The 14295-nt window shown below is 73.9% G+C and carries 13 protein-coding genes; 7 read left to right on the top strand and 6 right to left on the bottom strand.

Going from position 1 to position 14295, the window contains the following annotated elements:
• Positions 1-19: 19 nt before the first annotated feature.
• Both M2302_RS05790 and M2302_RS05785 read right to left on the bottom strand, forming a co-directional pair.
• Positions 20-1450, bottom strand: coding sequence for an FAD-dependent oxidoreductase (locus M2302_RS05790; protein WP_280836930.1), 1431 nt, complete (start codon positions 1448-1450; stop codon positions 20-22).
• On the bottom strand, positions 1447-3555 hold the full coding sequence (locus tag M2302_RS05785; protein WP_280836929.1) for a molybdopterin oxidoreductase family protein: 2109 nt from the start codon (positions 3553-3555) through the stop codon (positions 1447-1449). Before M2302_RS05785 ends, M2302_RS05790 begins: the two co-directional genes overlap by 4 nt.
• A 146-nt stretch (positions 3556-3701) precedes the next feature.
• Here M2302_RS05785 and M2302_RS05780 point away from each other — a divergent pair, with 146 nt between their 5' ends.
• From M2302_RS05780 to glmM, 7 genes are all read left to right on the top strand, one after another.
• A complete protein-coding gene (locus tag M2302_RS05780) occupies positions 3702-4403 on the top strand; it encodes a methyltransferase domain-containing protein (RefSeq protein ID WP_280836928.1) in 702 nt (233 codons plus the stop codon).
• 245 nt (positions 4404-4648) lie between these two features.
• A complete protein-coding gene (locus tag M2302_RS05775) occupies positions 4649-4906 on the top strand; it encodes a DUF6364 family protein (protein WP_154941856.1) in 258 nt (85 codons plus the stop codon).
• Entirely contained in the window at positions 4896-5189 is a 294-nt protein-coding gene (locus M2302_RS05770; protein WP_088960296.1) for a type II toxin-antitoxin system PemK/MazF family toxin, read from the top strand. Before M2302_RS05775 ends, M2302_RS05770 begins: the two co-directional genes overlap by 11 nt.
• 193 nt (positions 5190-5382) lie before the next feature.
• On the top strand, positions 5383-6696 hold the full coding sequence (locus tag M2302_RS05765; RefSeq protein WP_280837046.1) for a nitrate/nitrite transporter: 1314 nt from the start codon (positions 5383-5385) through the stop codon (positions 6694-6696).
• Between the two features lie 191 nt (positions 6697-6887).
• Complete coding sequence (rplM, locus tag M2302_RS05760; protein ID WP_154941857.1) at positions 6888-7331, top strand: 50S ribosomal protein L13; 444 nt, start codon at positions 6888-6890, stop codon at positions 7329-7331.
• 20 nt (positions 7332-7351) lie between these two features.
• Positions 7352-7816 carry a 30S ribosomal protein S9 gene (rpsI, locus tag M2302_RS05755; RefSeq protein ID WP_088998399.1) on the top strand — a complete coding sequence of 155 codons (465 nt, stop codon included), beginning with the start codon at positions 7352-7354 and terminating at the stop codon, positions 7814-7816.
• 113 nt (positions 7817-7929) lie between these two features.
• Positions 7930-9285, top strand: a complete 1356-nt coding sequence (glmM, locus tag M2302_RS05750; RefSeq protein ID WP_280836927.1) for a phosphoglucosamine mutase — start codon at positions 7930-7932, stop codon at positions 9283-9285.
• A gap of 195 nt (positions 9286-9480) precedes the next feature.
• Here glmM and M2302_RS05745 read toward each other — a convergent pair whose 3' ends face one another.
• The 4 genes from M2302_RS05745 to M2302_RS05730 form a co-directional block, all read right to left on the bottom strand.
• Positions 9481-10443: an aldo/keto reductase gene (locus M2302_RS05745; protein ID WP_280836926.1), complete on the bottom strand. Its 963-nt coding sequence runs from the start codon at positions 10441-10443 to the stop codon at positions 9481-9483.
• 384 nt (positions 10444-10827) lie between these two features.
• Positions 10828-11937 (bottom strand): beta-eliminating lyase-related protein, encoded by a 1110-nt coding sequence (locus tag M2302_RS05740; RefSeq protein WP_280836925.1) that lies wholly within the window; start codon positions 11935-11937, stop codon positions 10828-10830.
• Positions 11934-13127, bottom strand: coding sequence for a pyridoxal phosphate-dependent aminotransferase (locus tag M2302_RS05735; protein ID WP_280836924.1), 1194 nt, complete (start codon positions 13125-13127; stop codon positions 11934-11936). Before M2302_RS05735 ends, M2302_RS05740 begins: the two co-directional genes overlap by 4 nt.
• A gap of 30 nt (positions 13128-13157) precedes the next feature.
• The gene (locus tag M2302_RS05730) at positions 13158-14222 is read right to left on the bottom strand and encodes an MmpS family transport accessory protein (protein ID WP_280836923.1); all 1065 of its coding nucleotides are present in this window, start codon (positions 14220-14222) and stop codon (positions 13158-13160) included.
• Positions 14223-14295 lie beyond the last annotated feature (73 nt).

Genomic DNA, 14295 nt, shown 5'->3' with positions numbered 1-14295 from the left:
TCGATCGCATTCCGCCCGGTCATCGGGTCGCCCCCACCGAGTCCGCCTCGGACAGCCAGTCGACGATGCCGGCGACCGCGTCCCGGCAGCCGCCGCAGCCGGTGGCCGCCCGGGTGGTCGCCACCACCTCGTCCACCGTCCGGGCCCCCGCCCGCCAGCAGGCGACCAGCGCGCCCTTGCGCACGTCGTTGCACTGGCAGACGGTGGCCGCGTCCGGCATCAGCGCCGGGGACTCCGCCGGCGCCGCCGCGGTCCCGCCCAGCGCGCGGCCCAGCAGCAGCGCCCGCCGGTCGGCCGGCACCGGCGCGCCCCGGTCGAAGAGCTGCACCACCGTGCCGACCGACGGGTTGTCCCCGAGCAGGATCGCGGCGGTCAGCCGCTCCTCGTGGATGCGCAGCCGGGCGTAGGTGCCCCGGGCCGGGTCGGCGAAGGTCAGCTCCTCGCCCGGGCCGTCGGCGGGGTCGCCCATGGCGGCGAGGTCGATGCCGGCCGCCTTGAGCCGGGTCACCACCGGCCGGGGCCGGTAGCGGGCGGCCGGGTCCTCGCCGGTGAGCGCCTGGGCCAGCACCCGGGCCTGCGCCCAGGCCGGCGCGACCAGCCCGGTCAGCGCGCCGTCGTGCTGGGCGCAGTCGCCGATCGCCGAGATCCGGGGGTCGCCGGTGCGGAGCTGGTCGTCGACCACCACGCCCCGGTCCACGCTCAGCCCGGCCGCGGCGGCCAGCGCGGTGTCGGGGCGTACCCCGCAGGAGATCACCAGCAGGTCGGCGGAGAGCGACCGGCCGTCGGCCAGGTCGAGGCGCACCCCGTCGGCGTCCGCCGCCACCCGGGTGGCCGCGACGGCCAGGTGGGTGGTCACCCCGAGGCCGGCGAGGGTGCCGGCCAGCACGGCCGCGCCGGTCGGGTCGAGTTGGCGTTCCATCAGGTACGGCACCGGGTGCACCACGCCGACGTCGAGCCCCCGGGCGGCGAGCCCGCGCGCCGCCTCCAGCCCGAGCAGCCCGCCGCCGAGCACCAGGGCGCTGCGGGCGCCCTCGGCGGCGGCGAGGATCCGCCGGCAGTCGTCCAGCGTGCGGAACGGGACCACCCGCTCCGGCAGGTCGGCCGGGTCCAGGCCGGGCAGCGGCGGCACGATGGCCCGGCTGCCGGTGGCGAGCACCAGGTGGTCGTAGGGGATCCGGTCGCCGTCGTCGGTGTGGACCACGCGGGCGTCCCGGTCGATCGCGGTCACCTGCACGCCGGTACGCACGTCGACGCCCTGCCCGGCCACCTCGGCCAGTTCCACGTCCGGCTCGGCGACCTTCCCCGCCAGCAGGGTGGAGAGCATGATCCGGTTGTACGCCCGGTGCGGCTCCGCCCCGAGCACGACGACCTTCAGGTCCCCGTCCCGGGCGTGCAGTTCGGCGGCGAGCCGGGACCCGGCCATGCCGTATCCCACGATGACTACGTTCATGCCTTCTCCACCCGTACGGCGCAGATCTTGAATTCGGGCATCCCGGAGACCGGGTCCGTCGCGTCACTGGTCACGGAGTTTGCCCGGGCCGCGCCGCCCCAGTGGAACGGCGCGAAGACGGTGTCCGGCCGGATCGTCGGGGTGAGCCGGGCCGGGGCCTGCAGCTCGCCCCGACGGGAGGCGACCCGTACCTCGTCGCCCTCGGTCACGCCGAGCCGGGCGGCCAGGTCCGGGTGCAGCTCGACGAAGCCGCCGGGGGCGGCCCGGCGCAGTGCGGCGACCCGCCGGGTCTGGGTGCCGGACTGGTACTGGGCGAGCACCCGACCGGTGGTGAAGTGCAGTGGATAGTCGACGCAGACCGGCTCGGCGGCGGGCCGGTGGGTCACCGGCTGGAACCGGGCCCGGCCGTCCGGGGTGGCGAAGGAGTCGGCGAAGAGCCGGGGCGTGTCCGGCCCGTCGGGGTCCGGGCAGGGCCAGAAGACCCCCTCGTCGGCGTCGATCCGTTCCCAGCTCACCCCGGCGTAGTCGGCGACGCCGCCGGCCGAGGCCCGGCGCAGCTCGGCGAAGACCTCGGCCGGGTCGGCCGGGAAGGACGCCGGGGCGTCGAGCCGGGCGGCCAGCTCGGTGAGGACTGCCAGGTCGGTCCGGACCCCGGGTGGGGGTTGGCGCAGCGCGTGGCGGCGCAGCACCCGACCCTCCAGGTTGGTCATCGTGCCCTCCTCCTCGGCCCACTGCGCGACGGGCAGCACCACGTCGGCGAGGGCGGCCGTCTCGGAGAGCAGGAAGTCGGCCACCACCAGCAGGTCGAGCCCGCGCAGCCGGGATTCGATCAGGGCGGCCCGGGGTGCGGAGACCACCGGGTTGGAGCCGAAGACCAGCATCGCCCGGGGGCCGCCCGGGGTGCCGAGCGACTCCAGCAGCTGGTATGCCGGCACGCCCGGCCCGGGCAGGTCGTCGGGGTCGACACCCCAGACCTGCGCCACGTGCTCCCGGGCCGCCGGGTCGTCAATCTTCCGGTACCCGGGCAGCTGGTCGGCCTTCTGCCCGTGCTCCCGCCCGCCCTGGCCGTTGCCCTGGCCGGTCAGGCAGCCGTAGCCGGAGCCGGGGCGGCCGGGCAGGCCGAGGGCGAGCGCCAGGTTGACGAAGGCGCTGACGGTGTCGACGCCCTTGGCGTGCTGTTCCGCGCCCCGGGCGGTGAGGATGATCGCGCTGCGTGCGGTGCCCAGCGCGCGGGCGGTCGCCTCCAGGTCGGCCATCGGCACTCCGGAGAGCCGTTCCACCTCCGCCGGCCAGTAGCCGGCCACGGTACGGCGTACCTCGTCGAAGCCGGTGGTCCGGGCGGCGACGTAGTCCTTGTCGATGAGGCCCTCGGTGAGCGCGATGTGCAGCAGCGCGTTGGCCACCGCCAGGTCGGTGCCGGGCAGCGGTTGCAGGTGCAGGTCGGCCTGCCGGGCGGTGGCGGTGACCCGGGGGTCGATGACGATCAGGCGTCCGCCGCGTTCCCGCTGGTCGGCGAGGTGGCGCATCAGCGGCGGCATGGTCTCCGCCGGGTTGGCGCCGACCAGCAGCAGGGTCTCCGCGCGGCCGAGGTCGGCCAGCGGGAAGGGCAGCCCCCGGTCGACGCCGAAGGCGCGGATCCCGGCCGCGGCGGCCGAGGACATGCACCACCGGCCGTTGTAGTCGATGTGCCGGGTACGCAGCGCCACCCGGGCGAACTTGCCGAGCGCGTACGCCTTCTCGTTGGTGAGCCCGCCGCCGCCGAAGACCGCGACCGCGTCCCGGCCGTATCCGGTCTGGACGGCGCGGATGCCGGCGGCGATCCGGTCGAGCGCGGCGGCCCAGGTCGCCGGGCGCAGCTCGCCGGTGGCCGGGTCGCGCACCAGCGGGGTGGTCAGCCGGTCCGGGTGGTCCAGCAGCTCGGCGGCGGTCCAGCCCTTCTGGCACAGCCCGCCCCGGTTGGTGGGGAACTGGCGGGGGAGCACCTCCACCCGGTCGCCGGTCTCGCGCAGGACCATCCCGCACTGCAGGGCGCAGTACGGGCAGTGCGTCTCCGCCTGCCGGGGGTCGCCCCCCGATCGGGTCGCGGAGCGGGCACGGTCTGTCATGCCAGTGAAGCGTGCCGGGGGGCGGTTTCCGGTCCGGGTCCCGTCTGTTTCGGTCCTGTCAAGAGCGCCTCACACCGCCCCGGGGCAGCCGGCCGGTCGGTGGGTCTATGATTTGGGACAACCGTCCTGACATATGGGAGGCGACGATGAGCGTGACGGCGGCGTTCGACGCGGTCGCCGGCGGCTACGACCAGGCCAGACGGCGCCTGGTGCCGCGCTTCGACGACTTCTACGGCACTGCGGTGGAGGTGGCGGCCGTGCCGCTGCGGGCCGCGCTGGCCGCGGGGCGTACCCCCGAGGTGCTGGACCTGGGCGCGGGCACCGGCCTGCTCTCGCTGCTGCTCACCGCGGCGCTGCCCGGGGTCCGGGTGACCCTGCTCGACGGCGCCCCGCGGATGCTCGCGGTGGCCGCCGACGCGCTGGCCACCCGGGGCGTGTCGCACCGGACGGTGGTCGCCGACCTGGCCGATCCGCTCCCCGCCGGCCGGTACGACGCGGTGGTCTCCGCCCTGGCCGTCCACCACCTCGACGACGACGGCAAGCGCGCCCTCTACCGGCGCGCCGCCGCGGCGCTGACGCCCGGCGGGGTGTTCGTCAACGCCGAGCAGGTGGCCGGCCCGACCCCCGGGCTGGACCGCCGCTACGACGAGGTCTGGATCGCCCAGGCCACCGCGCTCGGGTCCGACGAGGCGGAGCTGGCCGCCGCCCGGGAGCGGATGCGGCACGACCGGCCGGCGCCGGTGGACGTGCAGTGCCGGTGGCTCGCCGAGGCCGGGCTGGTCGACGTGGACTGCTTCTTCAAGGCGTGGCGCTTCGCTGTCTTCGGCGGCACCCGCCCGCCCACCTGACCCGCCGCGCCGCTGGACGGATCGCCGGGGCCACCCGCCGCGCGCCGCCGTGCTGCGACACCGTTTGCGGCGTGTCGCGGTGTCCGGGCTGCCGGAAACCGCCACACGCCGCAAAGCGGGACCCATGCAACACGGAAACGCGACACGCCGCGTGGCCCGACCCCGGACGAGGGCGTTTTGGGTCGTTGGTCGGCCGGCGCGAAGCGGGATGACTGCTGGTCATACCAGCGGGTAGTCTCAGCGGCATGACTGCCAAGGTGACGCTGTCGTTCTCCGACGAGACGATCGAGGAGGCACGCCGGTTCGCCAAGCGCGAGGGGCTGTCGCTCTCCGCGTGGATGGACCAGGCGGCCCGGGAGAAGGCACTGCGCGAGGTCTTCACCGCGCACGCCGCCGCGGTCGGCCGGGCGGGGCTCGACCTGGAGACCGCCGCGCTCGCCGACGCCCGGGAGGTCGGCATGGTCGACGACGCGCTCTTCGGCGGACGTCCGCGTGCTGCGTAGGGGCGAGATCTGGCGGATCGAGGGCGCCCGGGAACGGCTCGGGCTGGTGATCAGCACCGACGTCTACAACTCCACCGACGTGCCGATCGTGATGGTGGCCGAGGTGGTCGAGACGGCACTGCTGCGGGACTCCCCGCTCGCCGTGCCGATGGGCGGGTACGTGGTGATGCCCGACCGGCTCTCCTCGCCGATGAAGAAGTGGTTCACCGAGTGCGTCGACGTCGCCGACACCGAGACCATGCAGCGGGTGGGGCGGGCGTTGCGCATCCTCCAGCAGCTCTGACCGCCTCACCACCGCCCTGCGGCCGACGTGCGATCTCCGTTTCCGGAACGACCCGCGACAGGCACCGTCGGGTAACCGGCCGTTCCTAGTCTCCTGAGCGTCACATCGACCAGGAGGAGCCGCCGTGAGCACGCTCGCCCCCACGACATCAGCCCCCGCCGACCCCACGGCCGCCGCCGGGCGCCGGCACCGGATCGACGACTGGCGCCCCGAGGACCCGACGTTCTGGGGTACGACCGGGGCGCCGATCGCCCGCCGGAACCTCTGGGTGTCGATCTTCGCCGAGCACATCGGCTTCTCCGTGTGGAGCCTCTGGTCGGTCACCGTGCTCTTCCTCGGTCCCGCGTACGGCATCGACCCGGCGGGGAAGTTCCTGCTCACCGCCGTGCCGGCCGCGCTGGGCGCGGTGCTGCGGCTGCCCTACACGCTGGCGGTGGCCCGCTTCGGCGGCCGGAACTGGACCATCGTCAGCGCCCTGTTGCTGCTGGTGCCGGCGGTGCCGATGACGGTGCTGCTGGAACCGGGAGTGTCGTACACCACGCTGATGGTGCTGGCCTGCCTCACCGGGGTCGGCGGCGGCAACTTCGCCTCCTCGATGGCGAACATCAACCTCTTCTTCCCGGACCGGCTCAAGGGCCGCGCGCTGGGGCTCAACGCCGGCGGGGGCAACGTCGGCGTACCGGCGGTGCAGCTGGTCGGGCTCGCCGTGCTGGCCACCGCGGGGGCGGCGTACCCCCGGCTGGTGCCGGCGGTCTACCTGCCGCTGATCGTGCTGGCCGCGCTGGCCTCGGCGCGCTGGCTGGACAACCTCCCCAACGCCCACAACGAGCCGGGCGCGCTGCGCGAGGCGGCCCGCCAACCGCACACCTGGGTGATGTCGCTGCTCTACATCGGCACCTTCGGCTCCTTCATCGGCTTCGGCTTCGCCTTCGGGCAGGTGCTCCAGCTTCAGTTCGCCGAGCGCTTCCCGACGCCGGTCGACGCCGCCTGGCTGACCTTCCTCGGCCCGCTGGTCGGGTCGCTGATCCGGCCGCTCGGCGGCCAGTTGGCCGACCGGCTCGGCGGCGCCCGGGTCACCTTCTGGAACTTCGTGGCCATGGCCCTGGGCGCCGGGCTGGTGCTGTACGCGGCCCGGGAGCAGTCGTTCCCGCTCTACCTGACCGGGTTCCTGGCGCTCTTCGTCTTCTCCGGGATCGGCAACGGGTCGACGTACAAGATGATCCCGGCGATCTTCCGCGCCAAGGCGGCGGCCGAGGGGGAGCTGACCGGCGACCCCGAGGCGGCCGAGCGGCGGGCCCGCCGGCTCTCCGGGTCGCTGATCGGCATCGCCGGGGCGGTCGGCGCGTCCGGTGGGGTGCTGGTCAACATCGCCTTCCGGCAGTCGTTCCTGACCTCCGGCAACGCCGACGCGGCGTACCTGGCCTTCATCGGCTGGTACGCGCTCTGCTTCGCCCTGACCTGGGCGGTGTACCTGCGCCCGGGCCCGCGCCGGCTGGCCGGGGTGTGACCTGTACCATCGTCACGTCGCAAGCCACGCTGGGTGACCCCCCGTTTTGACCTGCTGACGGGGCGCCGGGTATCGTTGCCTGCTGTTGTACGACATCCAGAGGCGTGCCGCATCAGGTACGCTTGGTCGTTCGTGCGCGCCTGGTCACCTCGGCGCGCGACCCCAGACCGACGACGAGACAAGGTAGACCTGTGCGTACGTACAGCCCGAAGCCGGGTGAGATCGAGCGTCAGTGGCACGTTATCGACGCCTCTGATGTCGTGCTGGGCCGCCTGGCCACCCACGCCGCCACGCTGCTGCGCGGCAAGCACAAGCCGACTTTCGCGCCGCACGTCGACACGGGCGACTTCGTCGTCATCGTGAACGCGGGCAAGGTTGCGCTGACCGGCAACAAGCGTCAGACCAAGATTGCCTACCGCCACTCCGGTTACCCGGGTGGTCTGAAGCAGGTCGGCTACGACGAGCTGCTGACCAAGCGTCCCGAGCGGGCCATCGAGCTGGCCGTGAAGGGCATGCTCCCGCACAACAAGCTCGGCCGTCAGCTCATCAAGAAGCTGAAGGTCTACGCCGGTGCCGAGCACCCGCACGGCGCGCAGCAGCCGGTGCCGTTCGAGATCAAGCAGATCGCGCAGTGAGCGCGGGCGAAGGAAGCAGCATGACCGACATCACCGAGACCGAGGTCGCCCCCGAGGCCACCGAGGCGCCGGCGCCCGTCGCCCGCGCGCCTCGTGGTGACCGCCCCATCCAGACCGTGGGTCGGCGCAAGGAGGCCATCGTCCGGGTGCGCATCGTCCCCGGCAGCGGCAAGATCACCTGCAACGGCCGGGACCTCGAGGCCTACTTCCCGAGCAAGGTGCACCAGCAGCTCATCAAGGACCCGCTGGTCACCGCCGAGAAGCCCGAGGCGTTCGACGTCATCGCCAACCTGCGTGGCGGCGGCACCACCGGCCAGGCCGGTGCGCTGCGGCTGGCCATCGCCCGGGCGCTGATCGTCAACGAGCCGGACGACCGCCCGGCCCTGAAGAAGGCCGGCTTCCTGACCCGGGACGCCCGGGTCAAGGAGAGCAAGAAGTACGGCCTCAAGAAGGCCCGTAAGGCTCCTCAGTACTCGAAGCGCTGATCATCAGCGACACGTTGTACTTCTGACGGACGGCCGGGATCGCCTCCCCACACGGGAGGTGGCCCGGCCGTTCGCCGTTTCCCCTGGGACCCTTTCATCGGAGGTTGGCGGGTATGGGCCGGTTGTTCGGCACGGACGGCGTACGCGGGCGGGCGAACGCGGATCTCACCCCCGAGTTGGCGTTGGCGGTGGCGGTGGCCGCCGCGCATACGCTGGCCGAGTCGGACAAGACGCATCCCCCGCTCGCCGTGGTCGGCCGGGACACCCGGGCCAGCGGCGAGATGCTGGAGGCGGCCGTGGTCGCCGGGCTCACCAGCGCCGGGGCCAACGTGGTCCGGGTCGGCGTGCTGCCGACCCCGGCGGTCGCCTTCCTCACCGCCGAGGCCAAGGCCGACCTCGGCGTGATGCTCTCCGCCTCGCACAACCCGATGCCGGACAACGGGATCAAGCTCTTCGCCGCCGGCGGGCACAAGCTGCCGGACGAGATCGAGATGCGGATCGAGGCGGCCGTCGAGGCGAACGCCACCACCGCCTGGGACCGGCCGATCGGCGCCGGCGTCGGCCGGGTGCACGACCTGCTCGACGGCGCCGACCACTACGTGCAGCACCTGGTCGGCACGGTGCCGCACCGGCTGGACGGGATCAAGGTGGTGGTGGACTGCGCCAACGGCGCCGCCGCCGAGGTGGCCCCGGTGGCGTACCGGGAGGCGGGCGCCGAGGTGATCGCCATCCACGCCGAGCCGGACGGGCTCAACATCAACGACGACTGCGGTTCCAACCACATCGACGGGCTGCGCGCCGCCGTCGTCGAGCACGGCGCCCACCTGGGCATCGCACACGACGGCGACGCCGACCGGTGCGTCGCGGTGACCGCCGACGGTGACGAGGTAGATGGCGACCAGGTGATGGCGATCCTCGCCCTCGCCATGCGGGAGGCCGGCACGCTCGCCCAGGACACCCTGGTCGCGACCGTGATGAGCAACCTCGGCCTGCGCCTGGCGATGTCCGCGGAGGGCATCCGGCTGATCGAGACCAAGGTCGGCGACCGGTACGTCCTGGAGGAGCTGCGCGCCTCCGGCCTGGCCCTCGGCGGCGAGCAGAGCGGTCACATCGTCATGCCGGCGTACGCCACCACCGGCGACGGCGTGCTCACCGGGCTGCACCTGATGTCGCGGCTCGCCGCCACCGGCAAGTCGCTGGCCGAGCTGGCCTCGGTGGTCACCAAGCTGCCGCAGGTGCTGATCAACGTGCCGGTCGGTGACCGCACCGTCGGCGCCAGCGCCCCCGAGGTACGGGCCCAGGTGGAGCGCGCCGAGGCCGAGTTGGGCGAGACCGGCCGGGTGCTGCTGCGCCCGTCCGGCACCGAGCCGCTGGTGCGGGTGATGGTGGAGGCCGCCACCGAGGCGACCGCCCGGAGCGTCGCCGAGCGGATCGCCGAGCACGTACGCGCCGCCAGCCCGACCGCCTGACGAGTAGGCCCGGCCGCGCGCCCAGGGCTCGCGGCCGGGCCCGGCGCCGTTCAGAGGCGCAGCCGGGTGGCCCGCTCGAAGGTGTCGGCGGGGTCCTCGCCGTCGGTGAGGTGACGTCCTCCATGACGCGACGGTTGCCGCCCCGATGATGTGGGGCGACAACCGTCGTCGAATTGCGTCGCGGAATGTGCCGGCTCAGTACCTGGTGCCCATGGGCTCGGGGAGGGCGTCGAGTGCCGAACGCGCGTCCGCGGTCAGCGTGATCGAATCCGCGGCCATGTTGTCTTCCACATGACTGAGCGTCTTCGTGCCCGGAATGGGAACCACGTTGTCGGCGAGCGCCAGTAGCCAGGCGAGCGCCACCTGCGCAGGTGTCGAACCCATTTCGGAACTGATACGAACAATCCGCCGGGCGATTTCTTGATTTGCGGAAATTGTATCCGGTTGGAAACGTGGCAGGTTGCGCCGGCCGTCCCGGACCGGCAGGTCGGCGGTGCCGGCGAAACGGCCGGTGAGGAAACCGCGGCCGAGTGGCGCGAACGGCAAAAAGGTGATCTGTTTCTCGGTGCAGTACGGCAGGACCGAATCCAGCGGCTCACGCGTCCACAGGGACAGCTCGGACTGGACGCTCGCGACCGGGTGGATCTCCTCGGCCCGCCGGATCTCGTCGACCGACACCTCGGACAACCCGATCATCCGGGCCTTGCCCTCGGTCACCAGCTCGGACAGCGTCCCCCAGCTCTCCTCGATCGGAACGGCCGGGTCGACGCGGTGCAGCTGGTAGAGGTCGACATGGTCCACCCCCAGCCTGAGCAGGCTCGCCTCGCACGCCGCCCGCAGGTGTTCGGGGCGTCCGTTACGGTGCACCGCCCGGCTGCCGTCGGCCAGCAGGCCGCCCTTGGTCGCCAGCACGACCTGGTCACGGCGCCCGCGCAGCGCCCGGCCGACGAGGCGTTCGTTGGTGAACGGGCCGTACAGGTCCGCCGTGTCGAGAAGGTTGCAGCCCAGCTCGATCGCCCGGTGGATGACCCCGACGGAATGGTCGTCGTCGCGCCCGTCCTCGTCGTATCCCCAGGACATCCCCATGCAGCCGAGGCCGATGGCTCGTATTTGCGGACCGTCGCCGCCGAGCCGTGTGTAGCGCATCTTCTCCCCCATGCCGAATTGATTGCAATCGGGCTCGGGTCAGCCTATCACCCGCCGTCATTGGATGCGGGTGTGAACATGTGACAGGGTATTGACGTCAGCCGCTCGTAACGGGAAATGGCCATTTGTGTCCCGGGGGAATTCTCGCCCGCAGTGGATCTGCGCTGGTGAGCGGCGCGAGTGTCGGGTCAGTCGATGTTGTTCGCCGATCGATGCGCCGGGTGTGCCGCGGTGGACCGCGCACACACTTCGGCGGGGCCAACGGAAATGAACAACGGGATAATGGACGGAGCCGAGATGCAGGTGCTGGGGCCGGATGTGCACGGCCGGCTGAGTTGCGCGCTCCACCTTCCCCGGCGCGGCCGGCGCCGGTGAGGCGCCGGCGGCCGCCGGCCGTCAGGCGGTGCGGAGCCGGCGGAGGAACCGCCCGCCCAGCTCGACCACCTGGTCGGCGTCCAGCTCGGTCGCCGGCCCGGCCACCGTGACCTCGGCCATCGCCAGCCCCGGCCCCTCGGTGTCCCGCCAGCCGCCGACGAACCACGCCTTCTCCTCCTCGGCGAGGGCGAGGTTGGCGTCGTTCAGCGCACCCGCCGGATGCGGCAGCCACAGCCGGAACTGGTGGGTGTGCGGCGGCGCCGGGTACACCCGCGCGCCGGGCAGGCCGGCCAGCGCCGCGGCCACCACCTTCGCGTGCCCGACGTAGCCGGCCAGCCGCGGCAGCTCGCGGTCCAGGCCGGCGAGGGCGGCCAGCGCCGCCGGCCACTGCTGGAAGACGGTGCCGCCGTACCGGTGCCGCCAGGCCCGCGCGTAGCGGACCAGGTCGGCCGGGCCGGCCAGCGCGGCGCCGGCGTGGCCGCCGAGGGACTTGTAGAACGAGACGTAGACGCTGTCGGCGAGGGCCGCGATCTCGGCCAGGGACCGACCGAGGTGGACGGTGGACTCCCAGATCCGGGCACCGTCGAGGTGTACCCGGGCGCCCCGGTCCCGGGCCGCCCCGACCACCGCCACCAGCTCGTCCCAGGTCGGCAGCACGAAACCGGCGTCGCGCAGCGGCAGTTCGAGCAGCAGGCTGCCGACCGGCTCGTCGAGCGCGGCGACCTCCTCGGCGGTCGGGTTGCGTGGGGCCGCCGTGGTGAGCACCGCCCGCAGCCCGCCGAGCACCGCGTACGCGTCCCGTTCGTACCTCAGCGGGTGGCTCAGCGGGTGCAGGCCGACCGCGCTGCGCCCGGTCAGCTCGGCGCCGTAGCGCATGGCGACCTGCTGGGCCATGGTGCCGCTCGGGAAGAAGGCGGCCGCCTCGGTACCGAGCAGGTCCGCCACCCGGCGCTCCAGCGCCTCGACCGCGCCGCCCTCGCCGTAGAAGTCCGGCAGCAGCTCGTCGGAGGCGGCGGCGCGGATGGTGTCGAGCTGCTCGACGACCGAGGGCGGCCGGGCCCCGGAGAGCACGGTGTCGCAGCCGCGCAGCGCGCTGAGCCGGCGGACCCGTTCGGCGTACCCGTCGGTCATCGTGCCTCCTTCAGTCGGCGCAGGCGGGTGACCGCCTCGGTGAGCACGTCGGGGCGCTTGCAGAAGGCGAACCGGACCAGCCTCCGGCCCGCCTCGGGGTCGTCGTAGAAGACCTGGATGGGCACCGCGACCACGCCGCACCGCTCGGGCAGCGACCGGCAGAACTCCACCCCGTCGCGCCCGCCCAGCGCGGTCACGTCGGCGGTGACGAAGTACGTCCCCTCCGGGGTCAGCGCGTCGAAGCCCGCGTCGGTCAGCCCGGCGACGAGCTGGTCCCGGCGCCGGCGCATGCCCTCCTGGAAGTCGGTGAAGTAGGCGTCCGGCAGGGCCAGCGCCACGGCGACCGCCGGTTGCAGCGGCGCCGCGTTGACGAAGGTCAGGAACTGCTTGACCCGCAGCACCGCCGAGACCAGGGGGGCCGGGCCGCTCGCCCAGCCGACCTTCCAGCCGGTGCAGGAGAAGGTCTTGCCCGCCGACGAGATGCGTAGCGTCCGCTCCTGCATCCCGGGCAGGGTGGCCAGGGGCACGTGCGGCGCGGCGGCGTCGGGGAAGACCAGGTGCTCGTACACCTCGTCGGTGACCGCGTACGCGTCGTGCTCCTGACAGAGCTCGGCGACCAGGGCCAGCTCGTCGGGGGTGAAGACCTTCCCGGTCGGGTTGTGCGGGGAGTTGAGCAGGACCAGCCGGGTCCGCGGGCCGAACGCGGCGCGCAGCGCCGCCGGGTCGAAGGCGTACCGCCCGTCGTCGCCGGGACGCAGGGTCACCGGCCGCCGGACCGCGCCGGCCAGCGCGATGGAGGCCGCGTACGAGTCGTAGTACGGCTCGAAGCAGACCACCTCGTCGCCGGGCTCGCAGAGGGCGAGGATGCTGGCGGCGATCGCCTCGGTGGCACCGGCGGTGACCACGATCTCGCCGTCCGGGTCGTACTCCAGTCCGTGGAAACGGCGCTGGTGGTCGGCGACGGCCCGGCGCAGCGCGGGGATGCCCGGGCCCGGCGGGTACTGGTTCTGCCCGCCGCGCAGCGCCTCGGCCGCCGCGGCCAGCATCTCCGGCGGGCCGTCGCTGTCCGGGAAGCCCTGCCCGAGGTTGACCGCGCCGGTCCGGACGGCCAGCGCGGACATCTCGGCGAAGATCGTGGTGCCGAACGGACGCATCCGGGCCACGAGCGGGTCGACATCTGGCGTCGTCACGCCGGCCAGCCTACGGGCGCACCGCCGGCATCACCTGTTCCCGCAGGTCACCTGGTATCCCGGCAACCCCGCGTCGGTCACCGGCGCACGGTCGCCGACCCTGGTCGAGCAGGCGACGCTCCCCTCGTCGTCGGTGCTGCTGGCCATCACCAGCACCCGGTTCGGGTCGTCGGTGCGGATCTTCTGACGCCAGGGCAGCGGCACGGCCTCGAGGCGGATGAACTCGCCGTTGGCGTCGTAGTACTGGATGTCGCCGCGCCCCTTCCCGGTCACCTCGTAGGACACGACGATCCGGCCGCGACCGGTCGAGGGCGTGGCGGCTGCCGTCGCGGGCTCGCTGGGGGTGGGCGGCGTCCAGGTGGGGAACGGACTCTCCTCGTCGTAGTCGCCGTCGTAGTACGGATCCGGGTCGTCGTAGTACGGCTCGTCGGCGGCCGGCCCCGGCGCGTACGACCCGACCAGCATGGTGCCCACGCCCAGGCATCCGCACACGCCGAGGACGAGCACCGCGAGGACGGCGATGACGATGCCCACGACCCGACGTCCCTCGGCCGGGTCGGGTGGGGGCCGGTACCCGGGGTACGCGTAGGGCGGCGGGTAGCCGGACGGCGGGTAGGGCGACGGGTAGCCGGCCGGGGGCCAGCCGGCGGGCGGCGTACCCGGTCCGGCCGGGCCGCCGGGCGCGCTGCCCGGCCCGCCGGCGGCTGCGGCGAAGGGCCCGGCGGGTGCGGCGTGCGGCCCGGCGGGCGTCGCGGGCCGGGGTGCGGCCGGCGGGGCCGGCGGCCGGACGCCGACGCCCCAGGCGGCGGAGCCGTCGGGCGCTGACGCGCCCTGAGATGTGGCCGGGTCGGCGGGGAGAGCCGGCGGCGTCGCGGGGGTGGTCGAGGGTGCCGCCCACGGGTCCGGCGCCGTCCAGGGCTGCGGCGCGGCCAGCGGGTCGGGCGGCGTCCAGGTGGTCGGCGAGGGGGCGGGTGGGGCGCTCGGGTCTGCCGGGGCGGAGCCGGCCGTCGGGGTCGACGGCTCGACCGGGGCGGGCGACGGCTCGGAGGCCTGCGGTGCGGGCGGCGACGGCTCGGGCGAGGACGGGTCGGACATGGCTGCTCCGGAACGGGCGAGGGGGAACGGGACGAACGGGCCGCCCGAGGGACGTGCCGGATCCGCCGAGAGA

The sequence above is a fragment of the Micromonospora sp. A200 genome, assembly GCF_029893845.1.
Classification (GTDB): domain Bacteria; phylum Actinomycetota; class Actinomycetes; order Mycobacteriales; family Micromonosporaceae; genus Micromonospora; species Micromonospora purpureochromogenes.
This window is presented reverse-complemented; position numbering and strand designations above follow the sequence as displayed.